Below are 26,861 nucleotides of genomic sequence, written 5' to 3'. Positions count from 1 at the left end.
AACAAAAATAAGGGGCTGGCAGAAATGAAATATGTAAAAGCAACGACTGTTTTACCCGAACAGCTGATAGCAGAAATTCAAAAGTATGTTCAAGGTGAAACGATTTATATTCCTAAGCCTAAAACAGCTTATCAAAAATGGGGTACACGTTCTGGCGAAAGAAAGTTCATTGACGACCGAAATAAAGCCATTAAAAAGGACTTTAAAAGCGGTACGACGATGAATCAATTAGCTGAAGACCATTTCCTCTCAGTCGAAACAATCAAAAAAATTGTGTATTCTAAATAAAGAGAAACAAAAATGACCGCACTGATGATCTTGTAAATAGATGATCAGTGTTTTTTTATGTAGATTTTGTTTCTTAATCATCTTCTCCATATCGCAATATTTATTCATCTGTTAAAGTAAAAAAAGTAACTGAGCAATATGATTGGGAGTGATTAAAATAGATCCTTTTATAAGATGTGACCAGTATAACTTTATTAAAGCTCAAACAAAGATTTTAATTAACGGACACGCGAGCGGCAACGATATAGATGTTCTGAAAGCACTCAAATCGCTCGCTGAAGAAAAAGTATACCATTTGTTTGAGGACACGACCGATGAGCAAGAACAATTAATAGCCTCCATTGTGACAATTAAAGAAAAAGCGGATGCTGAAACGTTTCTGCTACAATTAAAACCGTATGTGATTCCGTTTAAAGCCGTAACAGAACAATCGATAAAAAAATTATTCCCAAAAGCAAAAAAATTAAAGGTTCCTGTATTAGAAGACAAGGAACGGAAAGAAATTTCTTATTTGGGTTGGCATGACAATGGCTCCAATAAACAATACATTGTCGCTCCGCATCACATGAAGCTTATCGGACTGTATGGCACCTTTACCCGTTCAAACCTAAAAGGAATTTGTGCGCTGTGCAATGGTCATGAAGAAGTCGGTATGTTTATGTCAGAAGCAAAAGTATCTGGAAATGGTACTTTTATTAACAGAGGGAACTATATTTGTCTGGATAGTCAAAAATGCAATCAAAACATCATCACGTTGGATAAATTACATGATTTTATGATACGACTAAGTAAATAATAAACAAGGAACGTGCTAAAGCTAGCACGTTCCTTGTTTATTTTGCAGGGACAGCTTTCCCTTTATAAAATTCATATTTTTCAAGTTCAATGCCGATTTGTCTGGCAATTTTCTTCAATTCTTTTTCCTGAAACTCACTCGTAATAAGTGTGATAATCGTTCCGTCTCCTCCCGCACGTCCCGTTCGTCCGGAGCGGTGCGTATATTCACGCGAATTGTGCGGCGCTTCAAAATGCAAAACGTGAGTGAGCCCTTTCACATCGAGTCCGCGAGCCGCGACATCTGTCGCAAATAATAGTGGTGCTTTGCCATTTCGGAATTCACGAATTGCTTTGACACGCTCTTCTTTTCTAAGTTCACTGTGCAGTACGCCATTTTTCACGCCTTTATACGCAAGCTTTTCTGACATCACATTGACGTCTGTAATGTCTTTAATGAACGCAAGTATCCGCTCCGGTTCAAACGTGCGCATCACTTTTTCAATCATTTGCTGTTTTTCTTTCCACTCACATGTGAAATACAAATGGCGGACATTTCCTTCTTCCGGCAAACTTTCTTTTGAAATTTTCACCATTTCCGGATCGTTCATGACTTCTTTCGCTTTTTTCTCTGCCGCCGCTGGCAATGTCGCAGAGAACAGAGCAAGCTGACGGTCTTTCAGCGATGCTTTAATAATGGATTGAACTGGGTCGGCTAGCGCAGTTGTGAAAAGTTCATCTCCCTCATCTAATACAATAAGTTTGACTTCATGCATTTTGAGTTTTTTCATTTGGATGAGTTCAAGTAATCGACCCGGTGTCCCACATACGATATGGGGCGGTTTTTTTAATCGATCAGTCTGACGCTTAATGTTCGCCCCGCCGATCATGCCAGCTGACGTGATCACTCCCCCGCCAAATGTGCGGATTTCTTCTTGAATTTGCATGATCAGTTCCCGTGATGACGCCATGACGACCGCCTGGACTTGTTGGCGTTTCGGATCAATTTTGTTTAGCATTGGCAATACATACGCAAGTGTCTTTCCTGTTCCTGTAGGTGATTCCGCGATTACATCGTGTCCTTCAAGCAGCAATGGAATCGCTTCTTCCTGCACTGGCATTGACTGCTTAAACTCCGCTTTTTGCCATGCTTCCTGCAAAAATGGCTGTAATGATGATAAAAATGTTGGTTGATTTGACATAAAGGCTCCTTCTCGTTTTTTTCATTATCCATTGTTTTCACATGTTTAACAATGACAAATTAAGGTTAGTATAAAGATTATGATTCCTTTTGAGGTGAAAAAATTGGAGAAAAAACGTGATCAAGGAAAAATGGATAACCCTGACCAGCTCGAAACAGACAAAGAAAGCATATATGATAAGTTTAAAGAAGAACAAACCGTAGATTCCATTCCGCTTGAAGATTTGAAATTCCAGCAGTTCGATGAAAAAAATAAACACCATACGAAAGATTCATCGTCGAGTGAAAAGAAATTTCCAGGATAAAGGCAGCCTTGTGCTGCCTTTGCTGCTTTGTTACATTCAACGCGATACGTACGCATTTCCCGTCACCCAGAAGCGCCACGGGTAGTCTTTCGCTTCCTCGCTATTCGGAATGCCGATGCGTGGACCTATCGAAATATCATTCGGCGTAAATCCCGATGCAATGTAAATCGGCGGTTCATCAAAGCGTCTACCGTAATCGGTCATGTTAATACCAAGTGCTTTCGTCAACTTCCCTGGCCCGCTCGTCAAATTTTTCATCGTCGTGTCGCCTCTCCGTTCAAACATAAGATCAATGCCCTCATATGGTTCCACCGCGCGAATGAGCACAGCTTCTGGCGTATCGACTGCCCCACTTACAACATTCACTAAGCAATGCGTATGCATCAAATACGTATATACGTTCCCGGCTTCTGCAAACATCACTTCCGTCCGCTTCGTCCGTCGATTATTAAAACTATGTGCTGCCTTGTCAAGCGGCCCACAGTACGCTTCTGTTTCAACAATAAAACCGGATGCGATCCCCTCGTCCATTTCTTTCACGAGCAGACAGCCGAGTAAGTTTCGTGCCAATGTAAGCGTTGGCTGTTCAAAAAAACCATTACCTATCGGCTTATAATTGTTCATTTCACTCGGTAATTCTTCATTCACCTGTCTCATTCAACGTCACCTCTCTCTTTCATTTTACCTTTTTCACACTCGATTAATCCGCTCCCAGTGTTTTTTCAACATTTTACTGTTACAATTGCCCCGATTTAGGGTAAAGTAGTAAAAAGCACAGATTTCAATGGAGGTTTTTGGTATGGAATGGATCGGCTGGATCAGTCTTGCAATTATGGTAGGGGCACTTATTTATTTCGGTATTTCGGCCCTTGGCACATTCAAATCAATGAAGCCGAAAATCGATCAGTTAAAAGCGGTACAAACACGCATTCAAACTGAAGCAGATAAAATTAAGTCTGAAACAGATGAATTGAAAGTTCATCAAGAGCAGCTTATAGCCGATGTAGATTATGCAAAGCAGGCGGTTACATTGACCATAAATGAAACGAAGCAAATTCCTGAAAATGCGAAGTTTTTCGCAAAGACAGCTGTTGATTCAACAAAAAGTAAAAAAACGGCGAACACTTGATATAATGGGAGCGATGGAGCATCTGACACTGATCAGATGCTCCTGTTTTTTTACAAAGAAATTATTTTCGTTATAATGGATACCGTTACGCTTTAAAAACGAAAGGATGTCTTGATGGATTATTTACTGATTGTTTCAATTGTCATTTACATGGCAGTCATGTTGCTCATTGGATGGTTAGCGTATAAGAAAACGTCCAATTTAACAGATTACATGCTTGGGGGACGCGGGCTCGGTCCAGCAGTAACGGCACTGTCTGCCGGCGCATCTGATATGAGCAGCTGGTTATTAATGGGACTGCCTGGCGCAATGTTTTTAACAGGGATTAGCTCATCCTGGATTGTATTCGGCTTAACCCTTGGTGCGTGGGCAAACTGGCTATTCGTTGCCCCACGACTGCGCACATATACCGAAATTGCGAATGATTCGATTACCATTCCCGGCTTTTTAGAAAACCGGTTTGATGATAGCTCTAAAATGCTCCGCCTTATTTCTGGGCTCGTTATTTTGATTTTCTTCACGTTTTACGTGTCATCCGGTATGGTGTCCGGTGGGGTATTATTTAATACAACGTTCGACATGGATTATCGCATTGGTTTATTTGTCGTCACAGGCATAGTCGTGGCGTATACATTATTTGGCGGCTTTTTAGCAGTCAGCTGGACGGATTTTGTTCAGGGAATCATTATGGTAACAGCATTAGTTCTTGTGCCGATTGTCGCATTGATTGAAATTGGCGGTCTTGGAACAGCTGTATCAGAAGTACGATCCATTGATCCCAAATTACTCGACATTTTTCAAGGTCAAAGTATTCTTGGTATTGTTTCCCTATTCGCATGGGGACTTGGCTACTTCGGCCAGCCGCACATTATCGTCCGGTTTATGGCGATCACGTCTCGAAAAGATATAAAAACAGCTCGCCGGATTGGCATGGGCTGGATGATTTTCTCTACGTTGGGTGCATTGTTTACTGGATTTCTCGGTATTGCCTATTACTCGATGAATGGATTAGTGCTTGAAAACAGCGAAACCATTTTTATCGCATTAGGTGAAATTTTGTTCCATCCGATCATTACAGGCTTTGTATTATCGGCGATTTTAGCAGCCGTCATGAGTACGATTTCATCACAACTTCTTGTTACGTCTAGTTCACTGACAGAAGACTTGTATAAAACGTTTTTCCGCCGTGATGCTTCTGATAAAGAGCTCGTCTTTTTAGGCCGTCTCTCTGTGTTGATCATTTCTATCATTGGACTTGCACTTGCCTGGGAACAAAATGATACGATTTTAAAACTAGTCAGTTATGCATGGGCAGGCTTCGGTGCCGCATTTGGTCCGGTCATTTTACTGAGCTTGTACTGGAAACGCATGACAAAATGGGGGGCGCTTGCCGGTATGGTGACTGGTGCTGCAACGATTATTATTTGGTCGAATGTGCTCCATTTATCTGACACGTTGTATGAAATTATTCCCGGTTTTGCTGTGTCACTTCTAGCCATTGTCATTGTCAGTCTAATGACAAAACCAGCGAAAGAAACGACAGAACGATTTGACAAACTTACTGCACAAATGAAAGATTAATGTCGAAGCCTTTCTTTCGCGCTGTCAGTGAAATATAATAAACATACATGACTTTAACAAAGAAAGGCTGGTCTCAATTTGGAACAATCATCCAACTTTATCAGAACGATTATTAAACAAGATATGGAATCAGGACGGCACGATAACGTAATTACTCGCTTTCCACCCGAACCAAACGGTTACCTTCATATCGGGCACGCAAAATCAATCGTTATTAACTTTGGTCTTGCCGACGATTTTAACGGAAAAACAAATTTACGGTTTGATGATACAAACCCGCTGAAAGAAGACCAAGAGTACGTTGATTCAATTAAAGAAGATGTATCGTGGCTTGGCTATGAGTGGGACGAACTCCGCTTTGCATCAAATTATTTCGGTGAAATGTATAAACGTGCTGTCTTACTTGTTCAAAAGGGACTTGCGTATGTCGACGATTTAACAGCGGACGAAATTCGCGAATACCGTGGCACATTGACAGAGCCAGGCAAAGAAAGCCCGCACCGCAGCCGCACAAAAGAAGAAAACCTTGATTTATTTGACCGGATGAAGAATGGTGAATTTGAGGACGGCAGCAAAGTGCTCCGTGCGAAAATCGATATGACGTCGCCAAATTTAAATTTGCGTGACCCAGTCCTATACCGCGTTTCTCATACGTCTCATCATAATACGGGAGATGCGTGGTGTATTTATCCGATGTACGATTTCGCTCATCCGCTCGAAGATGCCATTGAAAGTGTGACACATTCTCTTTGTACGACTGAATTTGAAGACCACCGTCCTCTTTATGAGTGGGTTGTGCGTGAATGCGAAATGGACACCCAGCCGCAACAAATTGAGTTTGGCCGTTTAAATATTACGAATACGGTTATGAGTAAGAGAAAGCTGAAGCAGCTTGTCGATGGTGAGTTTGTGGACGGCTGGGATGATCCGCGCTTACCAACAATTTCTGGCATGCGCCGCCGTGGTTTTACAGCAGAGGCAATCCGTGACTTTGTGAAAGAAACAGGAGTCTCAAAAGGGTCCGGTACGGTTGATTCAGCAATGCTTGATCATTTCGTTCGGGAAGATTTAAAGCTGAAAGCACCACGCACGATGGGCGTGCTTCGTCCATTGAAGCTTGTCATTACGAACTATCCGGAAGGACAAGTCGAATGGCTTGATGCAGAAGTGAATCCTGAAAATCCCGAGATGGGTACACGAAAGATTCCTTTTTCTCGTGAAATTTATATTGAGCAGGAAGACTTTATGGAAGAGCCACCGAAAAAATATTTCCGTCTCTTCCCTGGCAATGAAGTTCGCTTAAAGCATGCTTATTTTGTTAAATGTGAAGACGTCATTAAAGATGCAGATGGCCATGTAACAGAAATTCACTGCACATACGATCCGGATACGAAAAGCGGATCTGGCTTCACAGGCCGTAAAGTGAAAGGCACGATTCATTGGGTAGATGCCTCGCATGCACTGCCAGCTGAATTCCGTTTATACGAACCACTCATTCTCGATGAAGAAATGGCTGAATCAGAAGACAAAACGTTTTTGGATTATGTTAATGCAAATTCGCTTGAAGTGATCAACGGCTTTATTGAGCCGAATCTAGAAAACATTGAAGCGCAGGAAAAGCTGCAATTTTTCCGTCACGGCTACTTTAATGTAGACCCGAAACATTCGGAGCCGAGTAAACCAGTCTTTAACCGCATCGTTTCATTGAAAAGTTCATTTAAATTATAAGAAAAAGGTTCCTGCCGACGCAGGAACCTTTTTTCATTAAACGATGGCAGTTAATTGTTGACGCACTTCTTTTGCCGCTTCGACCATCACCTTTAAGGCAGCGATTGTTTCTTCTTCTTTACGTGTCTTCAGTCCACAATCCGGATTGACCTAAAATTGCTTCGGATCAAGTACGCGTAATGCACGACTGATGTTTTGAATTATTTCTTCTTTCATCGGCACCCGCGGGCTGTGAATATCATAGACACCAAGCCCGATTTCTTTATCATAATGGTAGCTTTCAAATGCGCTGATCAACTCGCCATGGCTTCTTGACGTTTCAATTGAAATAACATCAGTGTCTATATGATAATGTTTAATGTTTTCCCTAATCTTTTAATTTCAGAGTTGACATATGATTTGCTGTATTCATATCCGATTAGGGCAATGACGTTTCCAGTTTGATCAAATATAGGAGCGAAACTAGTTTTCCATTCTCCGTAAATGTCTTGATACAATGGTGTTACTCCCACTTTTCCCTTCATCGCTGCACACGCGACATCCATCATCTCAGGCGGTCCTTTATAGAGTTCTCCAGGTTTTATTACAAAATCCTCGTCGGCTACAAGATGGAGCATACTTTTACTGTCTATAAATTTAAAGATGTACATCCACTCTATGCTTCCCTCTTGTTCTCGGATCATTGTGAATTTTTTTTGTAATTTCTGATAGGCAGGATTTGAAGGAGAAATATTTTTTTCCAATTGGATAACTTCTTCAGGATGAATAATGGCGGCAGTAACAATTGCTATGGAACGTAATTGTTTATCCAATTGTTCTTCGAGAATTCTCCTCTTATTAGATGGTGAAAGATTTGCCTGCTGTATTTTTTCACGGATTTTTTTATATTTTCTACTCATTGTTGGCTGACTTACCTCGAGCACTTTAGCAGCAAGTTTGACTGATTTATATTGCTCCATCGCCATATTGATTAATTGCTCTTCAACAAGATCAATCGCCTCTTGTAAGGGCATAATGTGCTTGAATACGGGTGGCTCTTTTATCGTTTCTGTCTTCCTTGGTAAACTCTTTTGAACAGCAATGGCGTCTACTGCGGGATGTCTGCTAGTAACAACAATACGCTCAATAACATTCTCCAAATGCCTAACATTTCCGGTCCAATTATAAATAGAAAGGATTTCAATGGCATCAGGCAAGATTTGAACGTTTCTGTTATATAATTGATTATATTTTTGAACGAAATGATAAATTAAATAAGGGATATCCTCCACTCTCTCTCTTAATGGAGGAATTTCTATAGGAACCACATTTAAACGATAATAAAGATCCTCTCTAAATTCTCCGCTTTCGACCATTTTTTCAAGTGATTTATTAGTAGCAGCAATCACTTGAATGTTCAGTTTTATTGGCTTGGAGCCTCCTAACGGTGTGATTTCTCTTTCCTGGAGAGCCCGCAGTAACTTCACTTGTAGGTTGAGAGGCAGTTCGGCAACTTCATCTAGAAAGAGGATCCCGTGATTAGCGAGTTCAAACTTGCCGGAAGCTCCGGTCTTTCTTGCCCCACTAAATGCCCCTCCCTCATATCCGAACAATTCACTTTCTAATAAATTTTCAGGAATAGCCCCACAGTTAATCGCTATAAATGGCTGTGCTCTTCTATGCCCCATCTCATGAATGGCTTTGGCAATCATTTCTTTTCCTACTCCCGATTCTCCCAGTAAAAGGACGGTTGATGGAACATCGGAAACCATTTCAGCCATGTGGAGTACATCTAACATTTTTTGACTGTGAACGACAAGAGGGGTTGAGAGATTTTTTGATTTAATAGGACCAGTGTCTTTCCCTTCTGAATCTTCCATATCAAGGGAATTGTTTTCTGTAATGTTTTTGATTCCCCACATTATTAAATTCCCAGTATTACTAGAATTCAGTTGGTAACTTGTCACCAGTATTTTTTTTCCATGCCAGGAAGTTTGAATAATGGACGTCTTATGTTGATTCAATAAGGTTTGTATCGAAGGTTCACCGAAAAACGTGGTTGTTTCAAGTTCAAACAGATTTTTGCCGATGATCTTATCTTGATAAGCTTCCCATAACCCCTTAACTTCTCCCGCCCTTTCTATAATAATTCCGTTAGGGTCGGTAATCATAACTTCATCGTAAATGGACAGTAGCATTGATTTAAAAGCTTGAGCTTTCTGTTTAGCTAATATTAATGAGGAGAATGATCTAGAGTAATTTTTCTTCATTTTCTGCATCTCCTTATTTATAAATACGATTAAGGCTAGTATAGCGATTTTACTATTGAATTAAAATTACAAAAATGAATTTTTGTAATTAATCTAGCACTGTTTTATAGGGGGAGGTTTTGGCACAAAACTTGCATTATATATAAAGTAATAGTTTTATAAGGGGGAATATTCTGAATAGGGAAAGCCTTATTTAAGAAAACATGAATTCAATTTAATTAAAAGAAAGGGGAAATAAGATGAACCGAAATTGGCTATTTGTCTTTTTAGGAGGAGCGTTAGAGATTTTGTGGGTCTCTGGTTTAAAGCATTCGAGTAACGCTTTCGAATTGTTGATGACAGTTATTACTATCACTGTTAGTTTCTTTTTGCTAACGATTGCTTCAAGAAGTTTACCAGTAGGGACACTGTATGCAGTTTTTGCTGGAATAGGAACAGCTGGTACCGTTTTAGTTGAAATGGTCGTGTTTGGAGAACCTTTTAGTCCGGTTAAAATTTTGCTTATTGCTACGCTGCTAGGTGGCGTTGTCGGATTGAAAGTGTTAAGCAGTAGGGAAGACTCATCAGAATTTAAAAAACAGGAGGAGGTTGCCTAGTGTCTTGGTTAGCATTAGTAGCAGCAGGATGTTTTGAAGTAATAGGAGTATTAAATGTTAAAAAGTTAGGCGAAAAACAAAAGTATGCTCTTTATTACATGATTCTTTCCTTTGGGTTGAGCTTTCTGATGTTATCTTATGCAATGAAAGAAATCCCGATGGGAATGGCTTATGCGATTTGGACAGGTATTGGCACCGTTGGTTCTGCCGTACTAGGAATGTGTTTATTTGGTGAATCAAGAGATTGGACAAGAATACTATGCATTGCCGTTATTTTAATCTCTGCCGTTGGCTTAAAATTAACCGCTTAAAAGGAAACTACAGACAATCGCTTTCAAAATGAAGCTTTTGTCTGCAGGCTAAAAGGTTCCTGCGAATGCAGGAACCTTTTTCATTAAACGCTGGCTTTTATTTGTTCACGCACTTCTTTTGCCGCTTCGACCATCACCTTTAAGGCAGCGATTGTTTCTTCTTCTTTACGTGTCTTCAGTCCACAATCCGGATTGACCCAAAATTGCTTCGGATCAAGTACGCGTAACGCACGACTGATGTTTTGAATTATTTCTTCTTTCATCGGCACCCGCGGACTGTGAATGTCATAGACACCAAGCCCGATTTCTTTATCATAATGGTAGCTTTCAAATGCGCTGATCAACTCGCCATGGCTTCTTGACGTTTCAATTGAAATAACGTCCGCATCCATCGCAGAAATGCTGTCAATGATCTTTTCAAAATCAGAATAGCACATATGCGTGTGAATTTGCGTGTCTGGCTCCACCGTTGAGACAGATAACTTAAATGCCTTGACCGCGTAATTAAGATACTCTTGCTCATTTCGTTTTTTCAACGGAAGCCCTTCTCGGATCGCCGGTTCATCCACTTGAATCATATGGATGCCCTGTGTTTCAAGTGCTTTTACTTCTTTCCGAAGAGCAAGCGCAATTTGATTCATCACGGTCGCCTTTGGCACATCTTCACGAACGAATGACCAGTTAAAAATCGTCACCGGCCCTGTCAGCATTCCTTTTACAGGACGGCTTGTCAAAGACTGTGCATATACGGTTTCTTTTACTGTCAGCTCATTAATAAAATCAACATCCCCGTAAATAACCGGCGGCTTTACACAACGCGAGCCGTACGACTGCACCCAGGCAAACTGTGTAAAATAAAAACCTTTCAGCTTTTCACCAAAAAATTCAACCATGTCCGTCCGTTCAAATTCACCGTGAACGAGAACATCGAGATCCAGCTTTTCTTGAATGTCAATCCACTTTTTCATTTCCTGTTTGATAAACGACGCATAATCAGCTGCTGATAGTTCATTTTTACGCCATTGCTGACGTTTTTTCCTTACTTCTGTTGTTTGTGGGAAACTTCCAATCGTCGTTGTCGGTAATAAAGGCAGCTGGAACTTTTCACGCTGTAATACTTGTCGTTCAGCAAATGGACGTGACCTGTCTCCTGTATCAAGTTCCGCTTGCTTCACTTCTTTTTGAACGTGAACACTATCTCTTCCTGGAATAACAGGTGCTACATAATTCAGCAATTCTTTTTCACGAAGCGCTGATTGCAATAATTGAAGTTCATCCAGCTTTTCGTTCGCAAACGCGAGTCCCTCTTTTAGAAATTCAGGCATTTTCGCTTCCGATTCTGTCGTAACCGGCACGTGCAAAAGGCTGCATGATGGCTGTATGATTAGACGTTCTTCACTCGTATGGGCTGTAAGTGATTTTAGCAGCTCCCACTGTTCACGCACATCCGCTCTCCAAATATTTCGTCCGTTAATCACACCGGCAAAAAGAACTTTTTCTTCCGGAAACCCCTTTTCTTCAATGCTTGATGCATTTTCTCCCCGATCATGAACAAAATCAAGCCCGAACCCGTCAACTGGAAGTGACGTGACAAACGTGTAGTCATCGATTGAATCAAAATACGTCTGAATAAGAAGGCGACTCGTTCCTTTCGCTTTTGAAAGAGCATCGTATACATTTGTAACAATTTCTTTTTCTTCTTCTGTCAGCGTGAATTGTAGCGATGGATCGTCAATTTGAATCCAATCAGCACCTGCTTCACTTAACTCACGAATGACCGTTTCATAATGCGGCAGCAGCGCATAAACAGTGGATCCAAATTCTTCTGGCGTATAGCCCTTTCCTAGCTTCACAAATGTGAACGGGCTAATGACCACAGGCTTCCCTGTAATACCCGCTTCATTTTTTGCTTCTAAAAACAGGTCAAGCGGACGATTATGCACAAGCAATGGCGTGCATTTGTTTAATTCCGGAACGATATAGTGATAGTTTGTATTAAACCATTTGGTCATTTCCATAGCTACAGCTTGTTTTGACCCGCGTGCCATTTGAAAATATAGATCAAGCGATACACTGCCTCCATCGTATTCAAAACGTTCCGGTACAAGGCCAAACATCGAAGCCGTATCAAGGACATGATCATAAAAACTAAAGTCTCCGACCGGAATCATGTCGATTCCTTTTTCTTTCTGGATGCGTAAATAGCCAAGGCGAAGTTCTTTCATTTCCTGCAAAAAATCCGTTTGTTTCGTTTCACCGGACCAGTATTTTTCAATAGACCGTTTCCATTCTCTTTTTTCTCCAATGCGCGGGTATCCCGATACTGACGTTAAATAACTGTTCATTTTCTTCACTCCTGTAAGATGATTTCCCTCAAATTATGGTGATTTCCATAAAAAAGCTCTCTTTCTGTAACAGAAAGAGAGCAGAATATAAATCAACCGGGATTGAGATCATCATACATCGCGGCATTCATCATTTTCGACCACTCCTCTCTATAACGCGTAGAGCATAAAAAGTGCGTACATATGGCAGGTCTCCTGACTCTGGTTCAGCGTTTTTCATTCCTTCCCATTTCAAATGAAACAGTGGTTTTATGAAAAACTCCCCATTACAGTGGCGCGACCGTACCGGACTTTCACCGGACTTCCCTTTTAAGAAATGCTGAACTGCTGCATTTCACCATATGCTTGTATTAAATTAAAAAACTTCCTACTCGAAAACAGGAAGTTTATTTCATCATAAACCTCTCATTTCCCAAAGCGATCATGCTTTGCTGGAATTAGCACCTTTCATTTCTGATGGTTGCCGGGCTTCATAGGGCCAGTCCCTCCGCCGCTCTTTATAAGAGTATATATTCTTTTTAATGATTACGAAGATTCTATCATGCACTTTTTTTTGTGTCAACTTTATTCGACATCTTTCTCTGGTAGTCCCCAGACAGAAACGCCGCCTGCATTAACCGGGAATGTTGCCCAGCCACCTTCATCAATTTCAATAATGTCTTCACGCGTTTTCACGAAATCAACCCATTTTTCTCCGGCACGTTCTTCACCGACAAACATTCTTTTTTGACCGCCTTCCTCGCTGTTATTAATGACAACAGCGCAGCCTGAACGTTCGATTTCTTCAACGCCGCGCCGCACCCAGCCGATTGTATTTGGATGGTCAAAATAGTCTTCTTGATCCCCATATGCTTTATGTAATCGACTATATAATAATGGATCGATCGCTTCTTTTTTACCTTTGATCGGTTTCTCGCCGCCAATACCATAGTAATCCCCATAAAATACACATGGGTAGCCATCTTTACGAAGCAGTGTCAGTGCATAAGCGCTTTGTTTAAACCAGTCGGCTAAAAAGGATTCCAACGATTCATTCGGCTGCGTATCATGGTTATCAACGAATGTGACCGCGTTTTGAGGATAGGTTTCAACGATCGTTCCCTTGAATATTTCCCGCAAATCATACTTAGCACCTTGCTGTGAGGCACCGTATAGATTATATTTAAGCGGTACGTCAAACAAATGAATACGGCCGTCTGCTTCTTTAATCATATGTTCACAATCATCCAGTTCTGGTACCCAAAACTCGCCGACGAAAAAGAAATCCTTGCCTCGCTCATCCTGTACTTCTTTCGTAAATTGATCAATAAATTCATAATCAATATGTTTAATGGCATCCAAGCGGTAGCCGTCACAATTAAGCGTTTTAGCCATCCACTTACCCCATCGGATCATTTCTTCACGCACTTTCGGGTGGTTATAATCAATGTTCGCAAACATTAAGTAGTCATAATTGCCAAATTCATCATCGACATTTTCATTCCACTTTTTATGCTCGCCTTCAATGCGAAAAATACCGGTCCGGTCTTCTTTTGCATTATAATCCGTGCCGTTAAAATGTTCAAAAGTCCATTCAAAATCAGAATATTTGCCTTTTCGTCCGGGAAACGTAAATTTCGTCCAGCCTTCAATATCAAATGGCTTTTCTGAAATAATTTTTTTCCGGTCTTTCTGATCCACTTCAATGACTTTGAATGTTTCTTTGTCATCCGCACCTGCTTTATGGTTCATGACAACGTCGATGTACACAAGTATACCTTCATCGTGACATGCTTTAATTGCCTGTTCAAGCTCTTCTTTCCTTCCGTATTTCGTTGCAATTGTTCCTTTTTGATCAAATTCACCGAGATCATAAAAATCGTACACACCGTATCCGGTATCTTTGTCAGACTGCCCTTTTGTTACAGGCGGCACCCATACAGCACCAATGCCTGCTTCTTTTAATTCCTTTGCTCGTTCCTTAAGGCGCCTCCAATGCTTTTGATCCGCTGGCAGCTGCCATTCAAAAAACTGCATCATTGTACGATTACGTTCCATTTTCTTCTCTCCTGTCATCTGCATATGAAAACTGTCTAACTTTACTTATACCCGATTTTCAAAAAAAAACGACCGGCCTACAAAAAAAAATAGGCTGTCTCAAATGTGAGACAACCGTTCTTAGTTACTATGCTGTTTTAATTGCCATCGCAATTTCATCACAGCTTGGAAACTTCGGACAATGAATGCAATCCGTCCATACTTTTTGCGGCATTTCTGTTTTTTGAATGATTTCAAAACCGCATTTTTCAAAAAAGACAACTTGATACGTAAGCGAAATAAGTTTTGGTATACCGATTTTTTTCGTTTCTTCGACAACTCGTTTGACGAGCATTTTTCCAATGCCGCGTCCTTTTGCTTTTTCCGTTACACCGAGCGAACGAATTTCGGCGAGATCATGGCCAAGTATCGCAAGGCTAGCGATTCCGAGGATCTCACCCTCCTCTTCCGCGACAAATATCGCCTGTAAATTCAACACGAGCGACTCATACGTTCGTGGCAGCATCAGCCCTTCATTTGCATATTGATTCACGAGTTCAAATACTTGCTCCACGTCAGCCAGCACCGCTTTGCGTACTTCGATCATGATTTCTCACCCTTTCTTTCCTTATGTTATCTTTATATTTTACTCACTTTCTCACATATGTCAAGACTGTTATTCATTTTATTTGAATAAATATTCAAATACTCTTCCCGTATATCAATGTTACGTTGTATAATAAAACCACTATATTGTTACTAGGAGGATTTTATTTGAATACCTTTCCAAAAGGCTTTAAATCGTGCTCGGTCAATGCGGGCATTAAAGATAATACACTTGATTTTACAATTTTATTTTCAGATGTTCGGGCTTCAGCAGCTGCTATGTTCACAAAAAATCAGTTTTGCGGGGCACCGATTGTAATCGGCAAAGAAAGTGTCGCGGATGGATATTTGCAGGCGATTGCTGTCAACAGCAAAAATGCCAACGTGGCAACGGGTAAAAAAGGGCTTGAAGATGCGCGAAAAGTAACGGCAGCTGTTGCACAAGAACTGGCCATTCATTCAAATGACGTCCTCCCTTCTTCAACAGGGATCATCGGTGTACCGCTCCCGGTTGAGAAAATATTGACAGCCATTCCTGGGCTGAAAAATCAGTTGACTGAAGATGGGCTTGAACAGTCAGCTAAAGCGATTATGACGACGGATACATATCCGAAATTTCGCACGAGACAAGTTGGCGGTATAACCATTTCCGCGATGGCAAAAGGATCTGGCATGATTGAACCGAATATGGCGACGATGCTCAGCTATATTTTGACCGATGCCGCAATTGAACCCACTCATTTGCAAAAAATGCTGAAGCGTGCAGTCGATGTTTCGTTTAATAGCGTATCAGTCGATGGCGATACGAGCACGAGTGATACCGTTGTAATCATGGCGAATGGACTCGCTGGAGACGTAGACCTCGTGGAATTTGAGTCTGTTTTAACAGATCTATGCATCGATCTTGCGAAAGAAATTGCACGCGATGGTGAAGGCGCAACGAAATTAGTTGAAGTGCAAGTGACTGGGGCCGATGATGACGTTATAGCGAAAAAAATTGGCAAATCAATTATTAATTCACCGCTTGTGAAAACAGCGATTTTCGGTGAAGATCCGAACTGGGGCCGCATTATGTCGACGATCGGCAACTCGACAGACAAAGTGAATACAGAAGCTGTGTCTGTTTCATTTGCGGATGTTTACGTGTTTAAAGACGGAGCACCTACGGAAGATAAACGTGCTGAATTGGAAGAGTATTTAAAAAACAATGAAGTGTTAATCCGAATTTCACTCGGCGACGGCCCAGGAACTTCGACCGTATGGGGCTGTGATTTGTCGTATGATTATGTGAAAATTAATGGTGAATATACTACTTAAAAAAAACCGCATTATGCGGTTTTTTATTTGCTTTTTTTAACAAATGGTGCTATGTTAAAACTAACGAACGGTAGGAAGGTGTTTTTTTGAGTGCTGATAAGATTAAAATAGAAGCGGCAGCTCTATTTGCGGAACATGGATATGCGGGAACATCACTTGCACAAATCAGTGAACAAGTTGGAATTAAAAAACCGTCTATTTATGCTCATTTTAAGAGCAAAGAACATTTGTTTTCAACACTTATTGACGATGCTTTTGCAGCTGAATGGCGTATTTTACATGAATACTCTTCGCTTTTTGAATTTCTCAACAATTATGTAAAACGGTACGCTAATGATGCTTTATTTCGCTTTTTAATTACGAGTTCTTTTTTCCCGCCAGATCATTTAAAAGAGGATATTTTAAAACGGTTTTATGATTATTTAGATGCATTGGAAGAAAAATCAAGAGGAATTTTGCAAGAAGGAATCAAAACGGGCACCATTCGAAAGATTGACATTGCCGACACAGCAGCGATGTATACGATTATTCTTGATAGTATTTTAGTTGAACTCTGTTATGGAAGCCGTGAACGCACAGAAAAACGCCTTGACGTATCGTGGCGCTTTTTTTGGAACAGTATTAAGAAAGGATAAAATGAATATGACTAATAAATGGTTTCTTGTCTTACTTGCGGGCTTTACCGAAGTTGGCTGGGTTGCCGGACTGAAGTATGCTGATAGTTTTATTGAATGGGTATTGACAATCATCGCGTTAACGGCCAGTTTTTGGCTGCTCATTTATTGCTCAAAACAACTGCCTACAACGACCGTATACGCCGTATTTGTCGGGATTGGCAGTGCCGGCGCGGTCATTTTTGAAATGACGATGTTTGGTGAACCAGTCAGCTGGATCAAAATTGCATTAATTACTGTACTCGTCCTCGGCATTATCGGATTAAAAGTCGTGACGGCTGAAAACGATGAAAAGGCAGAAAAGGATGTGTCTGTCTCATGATGTGGTCTCTATTAATTCTTGCTGGGCTGTTTGAAGTAGCCGGTGTAACCGGCATGTCAATGATAAACGTACGAAAAAGTGTGTTGTCATGGGTCGTTCTTATCGGCGGTTTCAGTTTAAGCCTTCTTTTTTTATCGATTGCGATGACCGCGATTCCAATGGGGACAGCTTATGCAGTATGGACCGGAATTGGGACAGTTGGCAGTACAATGATCGGCATGCTTATTTACAACGAACCTCGTGATGCAAAACGTTTAGCTTTTATTACAATAATCATTATGTCTGTCGTTGGATTAAAAGTTTTCGCCTAAATAAATGTATGTATTTTGTTTACGCTAAAAAAGAATTTCCTACGAAAAAACTGTCTGTAAGCGGACAGTTTTTTCTTAATTAAGTAAACTTATAATTAAGCCAGCCACAGAACAATACATAATCCTGTTTGACTTGTTCTTTGTAGGCTTTTGATAAAAAGACGAGTTGTGCGGCAAATGCATCGTAATCGTCTCCAATCGCGTTTAAAATTTCTTCTTCACTATGATAAGAAAGCAGCGCATCTTCAACATCGGCATCTGCGCGCGCATGTATTTTGGCCGCAATGCCGCCGTACACATCAAGTACTTGATCAAATTCCTTCTCGTTTTCAATATCTTCCGACTTCACCCGTTTTTTATACGGCGACCGTTCACGCACATAAAAATGCCGGTTATCAATCGTCACATATCCTAGCAGCGGATCATCATGATGATGCATCGCTTTTTGTGTCGTCACAACACGTTCTCCTTGGTGGCTGTATTTCGCCCAGAATTCTTCATTATATGGCACAAAATAAGCCGGGACAGGCGCGCGCACTTCTTTCATTTCCAAAATAATATCATCCATTTGCTGATCACAGTCCTGTTTCCCTTCTATTAAAATATAATAGCGGTCAAGTCCAATCGAGGCGGTACCAGAACCATGTTTGCGGACAATATGCTTGATTGCATAAAATGCGCTTTTTTTTCGGTCTTCCGCGTCTAGGCTATCAATATACTCCGGCCAGACAGCTTCGATTTTTTCTCGTTCTTTCTGTGTCACCTGTACAAATTCTGAAGACAATTCAAACACACGTGTAGCGTCTTCCGGTACAGTCCATCGCTTCAGAAGACGTGCTGAATCACGCTTCTCCAACTTTTTTAATACTTTGCGGATCGGTCCTTTTGTATTCTTCGTTGTGTAAAAAAAGGTGACAGGGTCTTCTTTTCCTTTTACAAACATGTTCAACTGTTTGTAATACGATTCGAGAAACACATGCATTCTTTCTTCCGCATTGTCAAAACCATACTGCTCGCAGTACAAGGCAATACTCACAGTCATGCGCAGCAAATCGTATACATATGAGCCCAAATAGCCTTCGTCAAAGTCGTTCGCATCATATACAAGATCGCCTTCGCTATTTTGAAACGCACCGAAATTTTCAACGTGCATATCTCCTTGAATCCAGGTCGGTTTATCATCTGGTGTATGAAAAGAAAATGGGATTTTCGTCACATCATAATAAAATAAGTATGCACTTCCCCGGAAAAAACGAAATGGATTTTCCGTCATCTGTCTATATTTATGCTTTCGTTTTTCATGATTTAATCCGATAATACGCGCGTCAAATTCATTGAGTACCGTTTCGAGTAAATTTGACCGGAGCGCTCGCCGCGTTTTCTGTACATCGTCCATCCAGTTTCCAATCATCGGAAATCCCCCTTCCATATCTCATCCATTCCATTCTACCATAACCCAAAAAACGCGGCTTAAAAAACTGCGCTTACGAAAATGACTAGATCGGAAACTGAATTTTAAATAGATGAATGACAATTACAATAGTCATACCGATCGAAAATCCCGCCCTTAAAGGCAGGATCATCATACATTGTTATTTTTGCTGACGCTGGAATCGTTCTTTCACACGTTTCATCCGTGCATGATATTTCAAAATATCGAGACGTTCTTTTTCCGCTTCCGGTGCAATCGGGCGTAAGTTTTCAATGTCCCAATAATCAATGATGACATCCAGTACTTGGTCAAAATATTCGAGCGGTCCATAGTTCGCTTCTTTTGCAATAATCGCCATCCGGTCTTCAAAGTCCGGCATGACGGCCCCAGGCATCTGAAAGTTTTTAATAACATGTCCGAGATGGTAACAGTAGTTCGGTTCAAGCTGCAAATGGAACTTGATAACGTCACGGTAAAACGCATAATGCAGTGTTTCATCTTTTGCTAGACGACGTAAAAGACGGCCTAGATCCAGATCATGTTTGTTTGCTTCTTTCGAGACATTGTTGTAAAACACCATCGTCGCAAGTTCCTGCATAGATGTATACACCATCGTTTCAAACGGCGTATGGAAATCCGGGCTCCAGCCATTTTCCACGGTCATCTTATGAAGCTCATGCAAACGGCTCGGATCTACGCTGCGTGTAATGAGCAAATACGTTTCGAGTAAATTAGAATGCTGATCTTCTTCTGCTGTCCACGTATGAACAAAATCTTTTATAATTGACAGCGATCCCCTAAATGTTTGCGCCAAATGCGATGTAAACCACGGTAAGTTTACTTCTGTCAGAAGGGCGGTTTCAATGGCTGTAACGATGCTTGGCGGCAATGTGACTTGGCTTGCATCCCAAGGCACACGGCGAAAATCCTGTGCCTTATCCCAAGGTAAAAATTCATGGTAACCCCAATCGATTTTTGCCGAACGCTTTTTATGTTCCTCATACAGTTCAATCAGCCTCGGTTCAAGACGAAAATCGAGATCATTTGTTAACATACATCTCCCCCCTTTACAATCGTTCTTAATTGTCTATTGTACCCAAAAAAATAAACAAACTACCTGAAAAGTCGTTTTTTCAGGTAGTTTGTTTTTTATTTGCCAGCAAGCATTAATTGCTCAAGTTTGAGTGGCTCAATATATTCTCCAGCTTTGTATGCACGCATGTTTCCACCGGAAATTTCATCGATTAAAAGGATAGTGCCTGTTCCTTGCTCACGGCCAAATTCGAATTTAATATCATACAAATCAAGCCCTTTTTTCGCCATTTCCTCTTTCACAACGGCGCCAATTTTTTGTGTCTGCTCTTTTAACACAGCATATTCTTCTTTCGTCAAAATACCGAGCATATCAAGTGCATCGCTTGTAATCGGCGGATCTTCACGCTCGTCATCTTTAATCGTTACTTCTACGAACGCATCCAGTTCCTGTCCATCTGTTGCGTATGCACCGTAGCGGCGGAGAAAGCTGCCCACTGCACGGTAGCGGCAAATGACTTCAAGTCCCTTGCCAAACACGTTCGCCGGCTTGACTGTCATCGTCGCTTCTTCAATGTTCGCATCGATATAATGTGTAGGAATGCCCTTTTCTTGTAACTTTTCAAAAAAGAATTTTGTCAAACGAAGACCTGCTTGTCCGGCACCTTCAATTGTCAAACCAACCGTATTCGCACCTGGGTCAAAGACACCATTTTCGCCTGTCACATCATCTTTAAATTTTAATAAAAAATTGCCATCTTCCAATTTAAATACATCTTTCGTTTTACCTGTATAAATGCGTTCCATTTTGCCATCCCTCTCATCGAAAAAATTTCGAACAATTTTCATTATACAAGAGAAATCTTTCGGAAAAAAGACTTTATTCTGGCATGTTGACGAATAGTTCTTCTACATTTGGATCTTTTTTAATCAATCCACTTTCTTTCATCCAGTTCGCTGTATCGACCCACGGCTTTTCTTCCTGATAACCGAATCCTTTATCTGATGTCATCATCGGCAACAATATCTTCATACTTTCCCGTTCAACTTTTTCTTCCAGCGGGAAATTCTCTTTTTCCTGATTGTCCATTAAAATTTTCAATGCTTCGTCGGGATTTGCTTTCATGTCATCAAATCCTTTTTCGGCTGCACGCCAGAATGCTTCAATTAACTCAGGTTCTTCTTCCCACGTTTTATCACTTGTCACGGCAATTAATTCATAAAATGACGGCACACCGTATTCTGTTAAATCAAAGTTCGCTGTCGGATACCCTTCAAATTCAAGCAGCGGCACTTCATGGTTAATGTACGCACCGACAACGGCGTCCGCTTTTTTGCTGATAAGTGTTGAGTTGAGTTCAAAACCGATGTCAATCAATTCCACTTTCGACGGATCGCCGCCGTCTTCTTTCACCATCGTCTGCACGATTGACTCATTCAGCGGAATGCCAGTATAGCCAACTGTTTTTCCTTCCAAATCTTTTGGTGATTTGATATTGCTTTCCTCAAGCGACACAACACGATTGAGCGGCTCGCGTACAATGGCACCAACTGACTTCACACCGACTCCTTGTTCTGTCCGTGCCACAATCACATCCGGCTGATATGTAATGCCGAGCGTCACTTGTCCAGATGCCGCTAAATTAATTGGATCAGTCGGGTTGGCTGGAAATTGAATATCTAGATCAATGCCTTCTTCTTTAAAATACCCTTTTTCATCGGCGACGTACAAAAAGCTGTGCACCGCATTCGGATACCAGTCAAGCATAATGCTGACATCTTTCAGCTTTTCCTCACCTCCGCCTGATGTTTTTGTTTCTTCCTCTGTGTTACCGCCACAGGCTGTAAGCATCATCGCTGCCATCATCACGGCTGCTGGTTTCATCCACTTTTTCATTCTGTTTTCCTCCATTTTAACGATTTATGTTCAAGTACTTTCACAATGACAAACAGCACAATGCCGACAGCTGATAATAAGACAATCGGCGCAAATACGGCTGCTCCGTCAAACTGCGTCATCATTCTTCGGCTGAAATAGCCTAACCCTGCTTGTGCGCCAAGCCATTCACCGATTGCTGCCCCGATCACACTAAGCGTGACGGCCACTTTTAATCCCGAATAAAAATACGGTTTTGCGGATGGAACTTGCAGTTTAAAGAATATCTCTTTTTTCCCCGCACCCATCGCCAAAAGCAATTCTCTTAACTCTTTACTGCTCGATTTCAACCCGTCAAACGTGCTGACGGTAATCGGAAAAAATGTAATTAGAACGGTGACGACAACTTTGCTCCAGATTGAATAGCCAAACCACATAATAAAAATGGGCGCGATTGCAATCGTCGGTATCATTTGCGACGAAATAATAATCGGGTAAAATGCGCGTTCCGCGATTTTACTCATATTCATCCAGACGGCGAGCCCTACGCCAAGCACAATCGAAATCGCAAGACCGATTAAAATGATTGCAAGTGTCGACGGCAAATGGTCAAATAACAACACTTCTTTCAGTTCCCATAGCTTCAAGGCGACCCCTGATGGCGACGGCAAAATGAACAGTAAATTAATTGAACGAGCGACCGCTTCCCAAATGAGTAATAGGAAGACGATAAGACCAGCTGCCGGGAGATATTGTTTCATAGGGTCACTCCTCCTCGCAGCTGTTCAATTAATTCATCTTTCCATTTCAAAACAGCCGGATCATTTAAATCCCGTAGTGACCGTGGACGGCCGAGCGGTACGACGACTTCTTGTAACTTGTGCACCGGTGCTTCTTGAAACACGAAAATGCGGTCTGATAAAAAGAGTGCTTCATTCACATCATGCGTGATGAACAAAATCGTTTTTTCACGTTTTCCCCACTGTTCTAAAAGCCACTCCTGCATCGACAGCCGCGTAATCGCATCGAGTGCGCTAAACGGTTCGTCAAGTAACAGGACATTTGATCCTGTTAAGATTGAGCGTAAAAACGAGACGCGCTGTTTCATTCCACCGGACAATTCACCAGGGAATTTGTTTTCAACGCCGGTTAAACCAAACTCATCCAGGAGCGGCAAAATGTGTTTTTGGGCGTCTTTTTTGCTAATGCCGCTAAGTTCTAACGGCAGGGCAGCGTTGTCCATTACTGTCCGCCATGGCATTAATAAATCTTGCTGTGGCATATAGCCGACTTTGCCATGACGGTTTTGATGGTTTTCACCGTTGATCAAGACCGTACCTTCGCTTTGAATTTCAAGCCCGGTGATGAGACGGAACATCGTACTTTTCCCAGAGCCACTTGCACCGATGATCGTAATGAATTCGCGGTCGTAAATGGTCATGTCGAGATGATCAAGAATCGGTTTTTGGCTGCCGTATGAGAACGACACGTCCCGGAATTCGAGCACCGGTTTACACATCGCCAGGCCACATTACTCCGTTGTATGCCATGTCCCAGAACATGTATTCAAAACGGGTTGTGTTTAAAAAGATTTCTTCCAGTTTCGCGAGTTCCGCTTCTGACTTGCCAACTGTGTGCTCATCTAAAAGATCGATGCACCATTGTGCCATCTGGCCAAATTCCTCTGATGCATACATATTGATCCATTCGCCGTACAGCTCATGATCAGCAGCTCCGGGGACCCTATGCAGTTCTTTGCCGATTTCCCAGTAACTCCATGCACAAGGGAGAACAGCTGCAATCACCTCTGCAAGTGTACCGTTCTGGGCCGCGTGCAGCATATAATGTGTGTATGCGAGTGTAATGGGCGACGGTTTGGCAGTCTCTAACTCTTCTTCTGATATGCCGAATCGGGCCGCGTATTGCCGATGAAGTGACATTTCTTCGTTTAATGTTCCGTCCAGGAGCGCCGCGAATTTGCCCATTGTCTGAAGATCATCCGCTTTGACCGCACCGAGTGCGAACACTTTCGCATATTGAATTAAATACAAATAGTCCTGCACCATGTAAAAACGGAACTTTTCCGGGTCAAGCGTACCGTCTGCTATTCCTTTCACGAAAGGATGATCGTGATTTTGACGCCATATCGGTAGTAATTTTCCATGTAATTGTTCACTGAATTTCATTGACTTTTTCCTCCTTTTCCTTATTCGTCCAATCATAAATAAATTGAATCATTACTTTCGTATAGTCGACGAGTTCGTTAATGGCAAGCTGCTCGTTCACCGCATGGGCATGACGCAAATGGCCAGGTCCATAAATCGCTGTCGGTATACCCGATGAACCGAGCCAGCCGCCGTCTGTGACAGATGGTGACACATCAACAACTGGTTTTTCGTCGAATACAGACACATGTGATTGAATAAGTGATTGAACAGCCGAATGATTAGGATCAACTTCAAACGACGGGAATATTTCACCACGTTCTTCAATCATGGATGTACCTCCCCATTCAAAAATCGGCGGGTTTTCCTGCATCCAAAGATCGCCTTTCGCTATGTTACGAATATAGTCTTCCACTTCTTTTGCAACTTGTTCATGCGTTTCATCCGGATAAAAATGAACAGTAATCCAGAGACGGCACTCATCAGCGATAAATGCCGCATGCCTTCCCCCTTCAATAACCGCCGGATTGATTGTCGTCGTGCCAGGCGGAAAGCCCGGATAGCTTTTCATGACTGCCCAATGACGCTCCAATTCTTGCAAACCATTGATAACTTTTGTCATTTTTTCAATCGCACTAGCACCCATCAACTTGCCGCCGGCGTGAATCATTTGCCGGCGCGTCGCATCGTGAAACGTCTGCTCACTTTTTAGCGTAATCCAGCCGGTAATGACGCCACCCTGCCCTTGAATATGTAGGTCACTCGTATCAACGACGAGCGCAAAATCAGCCATATAGCCGCGTTTGCAGCATTCAAGCGTGCCCGCTTCACCGACTTCTTCGCCAATAACCGACTGAAACGTTAGATCACCAGGGAGTTGAATACCCGCTTCATGCAGCAGCTGAATAGCAAATAGGGCACCAGCAAGGCCCCCTTTCATATCAGCAGCACCCCGTCCGATAACCGTACCATTTTTCACAATAGGTGTGAACGGATCGGTTTCCCATTTCTCATCGGGGCTTACTTCCGCTACATCTATATGGCCGTTAATAATCAGACTTTGATAGTTTCCGCTGTCCGTGCCTTTTAGCGTTCCAACAACATTAGGATCGTTCGGATACACATCCCATTTATCAATCTTGAACGCTCTTTTTTCAAGAAAGTCGGCCATGAATTGCTGTGCCTCACTTGTGTTTCTCGCAGGCGGTGCCGGTGTTTTAAACGATATCAATGTTTTTAGTAGATCGATAAGTTCATCTTTCCGTTCATCGATTTCATTATGTAGTTTTTGAATTTTTTCCATGTTGTACTCCTTTCCGTAACGCAAAAAATCCGTCTCTTCGCAGGGAAGAAACGGATGTGATGACGTTATAATGGAGTGATACAACGGTTCAAGACACCTCTTCCCTACGCCGGCATTATCCGGTTCAAGTTATAAGGGTTAAAGCAGTTCGCCTCTCTCAGCTCCATTATGAGCACCCCCAGCGGTGATTCCTATTTAATTTAACCTTATTAGTAGTTTTATCACATTAAAGTAGTTTATTCAATGGCAAATACAATTTTCCCTAACTGCTCTGCTTTGTCTATGCGTGTAAATGCCTGCTCAAATTGATCAAGCGGATACACTTGGTCAACAATCGGATGTAACTTGTACTGTTCGATCAATTGTATCATTTCCTCAAGCTCTTCCCCACTGCCCATCGTCGAACCAAGCATATTGAACTGACCGTAAAAGAATGCACGCAGGTTAAACGTTACTTCGTCGCCTGCTGAAGCACCGAACGTAACAATTGTACCACCTTTACGAAGTTGATTGAGCGATTTACTGAATGTCGCTGCACCGACGCATTCGATAACGAGATCCATTTTTTGATTGTTTAGTGCTTCTGCCCAGTCACTTTCTGAATCGATCGCTTTGTCCGCACCAAGTTCGATTGCTTTTTGCCGTTTTGCTTCTGAACGGGACGTGACAAAAACGCGAGCGCCTGCTGCTTTTGCAAATTGTAAAAGGAATGTTGCCACACCACTGCCGATACCTGGAATGAGGACATTCATGCCTTCTTTTACCTGGCCGCGAGTAAATAGTGCACGGTATGCTGTCAGTGCTGCAAGTGATAATACTCCCGCTTCTTCCCATGACAGATGCGCCGGTTTTAAAACAGCATTTTCAGCTGGAATAACGATCGATTCCGCAAATGTGCCATGAAACGGCAAGCCGACAATTTCAAATCCTTCCGGCGGCGCATCGCTGTTTTCCTTCCACCCAAGGCCCGGGTTAATGATGACTTCATCGCCCACTTGGACAGACGTCACCCCTTCACCAACCGCGTCAATGATACCCGCCCCGTCTGATCCAATAATGAGCGGCGGCTCGTTTTCTTTATGCCGATGCAAAACGAACAGGTCGCGATGGTTTAATCCGGCTGCTTTTAATTTCACCCTCACTTCCCCTGAAGATGGCAACCCTTCTTCCATCTCACGGTATGTAAGCCCTGCTATTCCTGCTTGTCCTTCGTGAACGACTGCTTTCATAATATCCCCTCCAAGTAGGTCTCTGTGCTATAATTTTAACATATAAGTAATAATTTGAAAGGATTGAAGCA

27 protein-coding genes, 1 pseudogene and 3 riboswitches are annotated in these 26,861 nt (G+C 41.9%); of the genes and pseudogenes, 12 read left to right on the top strand and 16 right to left on the bottom strand.

From position 1 onward, the window contains the following. The first annotated feature begins 24 nt into the window (after positions 1 to 24). Both A3M5_RS0120130 and A3M5_RS0120125 read left to right on the top strand, forming a co-directional pair. On the top strand, positions 25 to 288 hold the full coding sequence (locus A3M5_RS0120130) for a CD3324 family protein (RefSeq protein ID WP_018395573.1): 264 nt from the start codon (positions 25 to 27) through the stop codon (positions 286 to 288). Between the two features lie 157 nt (positions 289 to 445). Beyond that, the gene (locus A3M5_RS0120125) at positions 446 to 1,084 is read left to right on the top strand and encodes a FusB/FusC family EF-G-binding protein (RefSeq protein WP_026221848.1); all 639 of its coding nucleotides are present in this window, start codon (positions 446 to 448) and stop codon (positions 1,082 to 1,084) included. A gap of 37 nt (positions 1,085 to 1,121) precedes the next feature. On the opposite strand, the gene A3M5_RS0120120 is transcribed toward A3M5_RS0120125, so the two are convergent. Next, positions 1,122 to 2,264 (bottom strand): DEAD/DEAH box helicase, encoded by a 1,143-nt coding sequence (locus tag A3M5_RS0120120; RefSeq protein WP_018395571.1) that lies wholly within the window; start codon positions 2,262 to 2,264, stop codon positions 1,122 to 1,124. 94 nt (positions 2,265 to 2,358) lie between these two features. Here A3M5_RS0120120 and A3M5_RS0120115 point away from each other — a divergent pair, with 94 nt between their 5' ends. Further along, the gene (locus tag A3M5_RS0120115) at positions 2,359 to 2,568 is read left to right on the top strand and encodes a YczO family protein (RefSeq protein ID WP_332455483.1); all 210 of its coding nucleotides are present in this window, start codon (positions 2,359 to 2,361) and stop codon (positions 2,566 to 2,568) included. A 36-nt stretch (positions 2,569 to 2,604) separates the two neighbouring features. Here the strand turns inward: A3M5_RS0120115 and A3M5_RS0120110 are convergent, their stop codons facing one another. Next, a complete protein-coding gene (locus A3M5_RS0120110) occupies positions 2,605 to 3,192 on the bottom strand; it encodes a DNA-3-methyladenine glycosylase (RefSeq protein ID WP_026221847.1) in 588 nt (195 codons plus the stop codon). A 175-nt stretch (positions 3,193 to 3,367) separates the two neighbouring features. Here A3M5_RS0120110 and A3M5_RS0120105 point away from each other — a divergent pair, with 175 nt between their 5' ends. From A3M5_RS0120105 to A3M5_RS0120095, 3 genes are all read left to right on the top strand, one after another. Next, positions 3,368 to 3,697, top strand: coding sequence for a hypothetical protein (locus tag A3M5_RS0120105; protein WP_018395568.1), 330 nt, complete (start codon positions 3,368 to 3,370; stop codon positions 3,695 to 3,697). A 114-nt stretch (positions 3,698 to 3,811) separates the two neighbouring features. After that, complete coding sequence (gene putP, locus A3M5_RS0120100) at positions 3,812 to 5,278, top strand: sodium/proline symporter PutP (RefSeq protein ID WP_018395567.1); 1,467 nt, start codon at positions 3,812 to 3,814, stop codon at positions 5,276 to 5,278. A gap of 78 nt (positions 5,279 to 5,356) precedes the next feature. Next, positions 5,357 to 7,006: a glutamine--tRNA ligase/YqeY domain fusion protein gene (locus tag A3M5_RS0120095; protein ID WP_018395566.1), complete on the top strand. Its 1,650-nt coding sequence runs from the start codon at positions 5,357 to 5,359 to the stop codon at positions 7,004 to 7,006. Positions 7,007 to 7,042: 36 nt separating this feature from the next. On the opposite strand, the pseudogene A3M5_RS24955 reads toward A3M5_RS0120095, so the two are convergent. After that, positions 7,043 to 7,351, bottom strand: a pseudogene (locus A3M5_RS24955) (5-methyltetrahydropteroyltriglutamate--homocysteine S-methyltransferase); the annotation flags it as partial. Next, the gene (locus tag A3M5_RS23360) at positions 7,348 to 9,255 is read right to left on the bottom strand and encodes a sigma-54 interaction domain-containing protein (protein WP_018395564.1); all 1,908 of its coding nucleotides are present in this window, start codon (positions 9,253 to 9,255) and stop codon (positions 7,348 to 7,350) included. The gene A3M5_RS23360 and the pseudogene A3M5_RS24955, both read right to left, overlap by 4 nt. Before the next feature lie 239 nt (positions 9,256 to 9,494). Between A3M5_RS23360 and A3M5_RS0120080 the strand changes: the two genes are divergently transcribed. Both A3M5_RS0120080 and A3M5_RS0120075 read left to right on the top strand, forming a co-directional pair. Next, positions 9,495 to 9,851 (top strand): DMT family transporter, encoded by a 357-nt coding sequence (locus tag A3M5_RS0120080; RefSeq protein WP_018395563.1) that lies wholly within the window; start codon positions 9,495 to 9,497, stop codon positions 9,849 to 9,851. Continuing rightward, positions 9,851 to 10,162 carry a DMT family transporter gene (locus A3M5_RS0120075; protein ID WP_018395562.1) on the top strand — a complete coding sequence of 104 codons (312 nt, stop codon included), beginning with the start codon at positions 9,851 to 9,853 and terminating at the stop codon, positions 10,160 to 10,162. The genes A3M5_RS0120080 and A3M5_RS0120075 overlap by 1 nt, the downstream gene beginning before the upstream one ends. Positions 10,163 to 10,245: 83 nt before the next feature. Here the strand turns inward: A3M5_RS0120075 and metE are convergent, their stop codons facing one another. The 3 genes from metE to A3M5_RS0120060 all read right to left on the bottom strand — a co-directional run bounded on the left by metE (position 10,246) and on the right by A3M5_RS0120060 (position 15,130). Beyond that, on the bottom strand, positions 10,246 to 12,507 hold the full coding sequence (metE, locus tag A3M5_RS0120070) for a 5-methyltetrahydropteroyltriglutamate--homocysteine S-methyltransferase (RefSeq protein WP_018395561.1): 2,262 nt from the start codon (positions 12,505 to 12,507) through the stop codon (positions 10,246 to 10,248). 168 nt (positions 12,508 to 12,675) lie between these two features. After that, a riboswitch (cobalamin riboswitch) is annotated at positions 12,676 to 12,864 on the bottom strand. 45 nt (positions 12,865 to 12,909) lie between these two features. Then, a riboswitch (SAM riboswitch) is annotated at positions 12,910 to 13,013 on the bottom strand. A gap of 58 nt (positions 13,014 to 13,071) precedes the next feature. Continuing rightward, a complete protein-coding gene (locus A3M5_RS0120065; RefSeq protein ID WP_018395560.1) occupies positions 13,072 to 14,544 on the bottom strand; it encodes an alpha-amylase in 1,473 nt (490 codons plus the stop codon). A gap of 127 nt (positions 14,545 to 14,671) precedes the next feature. Next, a complete protein-coding gene (locus A3M5_RS0120060; protein WP_018395559.1) occupies positions 14,672 to 15,130 on the bottom strand; it encodes an N-acetyltransferase in 459 nt (152 codons plus the stop codon). Positions 15,131 to 15,297: 167 nt separating this feature from the next. Between A3M5_RS0120060 and argJ the strand changes: the two genes are divergently transcribed. The 4 genes from argJ to A3M5_RS0120040 all read left to right on the top strand — a co-directional run bounded on the left by argJ (position 15,298) and on the right by A3M5_RS0120040 (position 17,753). Further along, complete coding sequence (gene argJ, locus A3M5_RS0120055; RefSeq protein ID WP_018395558.1) at positions 15,298 to 16,446, top strand: bifunctional glutamate N-acetyltransferase/amino-acid acetyltransferase ArgJ; 1,149 nt, start codon at positions 15,298 to 15,300, stop codon at positions 16,444 to 16,446. A gap of 86 nt (positions 16,447 to 16,532) precedes the next feature. Continuing rightward, positions 16,533 to 17,081, top strand: coding sequence for a TetR/AcrR family transcriptional regulator (locus A3M5_RS0120050; protein ID WP_018395557.1), 549 nt, complete (start codon positions 16,533 to 16,535; stop codon positions 17,079 to 17,081). 7 nt (positions 17,082 to 17,088) lie between these two features. Then, positions 17,089 to 17,442: a DMT family transporter gene (locus A3M5_RS0120045; protein ID WP_018395556.1), complete on the top strand. Its 354-nt coding sequence runs from the start codon at positions 17,089 to 17,091 to the stop codon at positions 17,440 to 17,442. Next, positions 17,439 to 17,753, top strand: a complete 315-nt coding sequence (locus A3M5_RS0120040; RefSeq protein ID WP_018395555.1) for a DMT family transporter — start codon at positions 17,439 to 17,441, stop codon at positions 17,751 to 17,753. Before A3M5_RS0120045 ends, A3M5_RS0120040 begins: the two co-directional genes overlap by 4 nt. A gap of 79 nt (positions 17,754 to 17,832) precedes the next feature. On the opposite strand, the gene A3M5_RS0120035 is transcribed toward A3M5_RS0120040, so the two are convergent. From A3M5_RS0120035 to A3M5_RS0119995, 9 genes are all read right to left on the bottom strand, one after another. Next, positions 17,833 to 19,164 carry a DUF2252 domain-containing protein gene (locus A3M5_RS0120035; RefSeq protein WP_018395554.1) on the bottom strand — a complete coding sequence of 444 codons (1,332 nt, stop codon included), beginning with the start codon at positions 19,162 to 19,164 and terminating at the stop codon, positions 17,833 to 17,835. Between the two features lie 181 nt (positions 19,165 to 19,345). After that, positions 19,346 to 20,239: an acyl-ACP desaturase gene (locus A3M5_RS0120030; RefSeq protein WP_018395553.1), complete on the bottom strand. Its 894-nt coding sequence runs from the start codon at positions 20,237 to 20,239 to the stop codon at positions 19,346 to 19,348. A 95-nt stretch (positions 20,240 to 20,334) separates the two neighbouring features. Next, positions 20,335 to 21,024 (bottom strand): phosphoribosylaminoimidazolesuccinocarboxamide synthase, encoded by a 690-nt coding sequence (locus tag A3M5_RS0120025; protein WP_018395552.1) that lies wholly within the window; start codon positions 21,022 to 21,024, stop codon positions 20,335 to 20,337. A 73-nt stretch (positions 21,025 to 21,097) separates the two neighbouring features. After that, positions 21,098 to 22,114 carry an ABC transporter substrate-binding protein gene (locus A3M5_RS0120020; RefSeq protein ID WP_018395551.1) on the bottom strand — a complete coding sequence of 339 codons (1,017 nt, stop codon included), beginning with the start codon at positions 22,112 to 22,114 and terminating at the stop codon, positions 21,098 to 21,100. After that, positions 22,111 to 22,854, bottom strand: a complete 744-nt coding sequence (locus tag A3M5_RS0120015; protein ID WP_018395550.1) for an ABC transporter permease — start codon at positions 22,852 to 22,854, stop codon at positions 22,111 to 22,113. Before A3M5_RS0120015 ends, A3M5_RS0120020 begins: the two co-directional genes overlap by 4 nt. Further along, positions 22,851 to 23,612, bottom strand: a complete 762-nt coding sequence (locus A3M5_RS0120010; protein WP_018395549.1) for an ABC transporter ATP-binding protein — start codon at positions 23,610 to 23,612, stop codon at positions 22,851 to 22,853. The genes A3M5_RS0120015 and A3M5_RS0120010 overlap by 4 nt, the downstream gene beginning before the upstream one ends. Continuing rightward, positions 23,605 to 24,279 carry a thiaminase II gene (tenA, locus tag A3M5_RS0120005; protein WP_018395548.1) on the bottom strand — a complete coding sequence of 225 codons (675 nt, stop codon included), beginning with the start codon at positions 24,277 to 24,279 and terminating at the stop codon, positions 23,605 to 23,607. Before tenA ends, A3M5_RS0120010 begins: the two co-directional genes overlap by 8 nt. After that, positions 24,266 to 25,561: an acetylornithine deacetylase gene (locus A3M5_RS0120000; RefSeq protein WP_018395547.1), complete on the bottom strand. Its 1,296-nt coding sequence runs from the start codon at positions 25,559 to 25,561 to the stop codon at positions 24,266 to 24,268. The genes tenA and A3M5_RS0120000 overlap by 14 nt, the downstream gene beginning before the upstream one ends. A gap of 84 nt (positions 25,562 to 25,645) precedes the next feature. Then, positions 25,646 to 25,751: riboswitch (TPP riboswitch) on the bottom strand. A 46-nt stretch (positions 25,752 to 25,797) separates the two neighbouring features. Then, positions 25,798 to 26,790, bottom strand: coding sequence for a zinc-binding dehydrogenase (locus tag A3M5_RS0119995; protein WP_018395546.1), 993 nt, complete (start codon positions 26,788 to 26,790; stop codon positions 25,798 to 25,800). Positions 26,791 to 26,861: the final 71 nt, after the last annotated feature.

The organism is Bacillus sp. 37MA (assembly GCF_000372765.1).
Lineage (GTDB): Bacteria > Bacillota > Bacilli > Bacillales > Domibacillaceae > Domibacillus > Domibacillus aminovorans.
Note: the sequence above shows the minus strand (reverse complement) of the source record. Positions and strands in the feature narration are given on the sequence as shown.

Coding starts and splice junctions, on each gene's coding strand:
- A3M5_RS0120130 (WP_018395573.1), top strand. CDS start 25: ATGAAATATGTAAAAGCAACGACTGTTTTACCCGAACAGCTGATAGCA.
- A3M5_RS0120120 (WP_018395571.1), bottom strand. CDS start 2,264: ATGTCAAATCAACCAACATTTTTATCATCATTACAGCCATTTTTGCAG.
- A3M5_RS0120110 (WP_026221847.1), bottom strand. CDS start 3,192: ATGAACAATTATAAGCCGATAGGTAATGGTTTTTTTGAACAGCCAACG.
- A3M5_RS0120105 (WP_018395568.1), top strand. CDS start 3,368: ATGGAATGGATCGGCTGGATCAGTCTTGCAATTATGGTAGGGGCACTT.
- putP (WP_018395567.1), top strand. CDS start 3,812: ATGGATTATTTACTGATTGTTTCAATTGTCATTTACATGGCAGTCATG.
- A3M5_RS23360 (WP_018395564.1), bottom strand. CDS start 9,255: ATGAAGAAAAATTACTCTAGATCATTCTCCTCATTAATATTAGCTAAA.
- A3M5_RS0120080 (WP_018395563.1), top strand. CDS start 9,495: ATGAACCGAAATTGGCTATTTGTCTTTTTAGGAGGAGCGTTAGAGATT.
- metE (WP_018395561.1), bottom strand. CDS start 12,507: ATGAACAGTTATTTAACGTCAGTATCGGGATACCCGCGCATTGGAGAA.
- A3M5_RS0120065 (WP_018395560.1), bottom strand. CDS start 14,544: ATGGAACGTAATCGTACAATGATGCAGTTTTTTGAATGGCAGCTGCCA.
- A3M5_RS0120060 (WP_018395559.1), bottom strand. CDS start 15,130: ATGATCGAAGTACGCAAAGCGGTGCTGGCTGACGTGGAGCAAGTATTT.
- A3M5_RS0120045 (WP_018395556.1), top strand. CDS start 17,089: ATGACTAATAAATGGTTTCTTGTCTTACTTGCGGGCTTTACCGAAGTT.
- A3M5_RS0120040 (WP_018395555.1), top strand. CDS start 17,439: ATGATGTGGTCTCTATTAATTCTTGCTGGGCTGTTTGAAGTAGCCGGT.
- A3M5_RS0120035 (WP_018395554.1), bottom strand. CDS start 19,164: ATGATTGGAAACTGGATGGACGATGTACAGAAAACGCGGCGAGCGCTC.
- A3M5_RS0120030 (WP_018395553.1), bottom strand. CDS start 20,239: ATGTTAACAAATGATCTCGATTTTCGTCTTGAACCGAGGCTGATTGAA.
- A3M5_RS0120025 (WP_018395552.1), bottom strand. CDS start 21,024: ATGGAACGCATTTATACAGGTAAAACGAAAGATGTATTTAAATTGGAA.
- A3M5_RS0120020 (WP_018395551.1), bottom strand. CDS start 22,114: ATGAAAAAGTGGATGAAACCAGCAGCCGTGATGATGGCAGCGATGATG.
- A3M5_RS0120015 (WP_018395550.1), bottom strand. CDS start 22,854: ATGAAACAATATCTCCCGGCAGCTGGTCTTATCGTCTTCCTATTACTC.
- A3M5_RS0120010 (WP_018395549.1), bottom strand. CDS start 23,612: ATGTGTAAACCGGTGCTCGAATTCCGGGACGTGTCGTTCTCATACGGC.
- tenA (WP_018395548.1), bottom strand. CDS start 24,279: ATGAAATTCAGTGAACAATTACATGGAAAATTACTACCGATATGGCGT.
- A3M5_RS0120000 (WP_018395547.1), bottom strand. CDS start 25,561: ATGGAAAAAATTCAAAAACTACATAATGAAATCGATGAACGGAAAGAT.
- A3M5_RS0119995 (WP_018395546.1), bottom strand. CDS start 26,790: ATGAAAGCAGTCGTTCACGAAGGACAAGCAGGAATAGCAGGGCTTACA.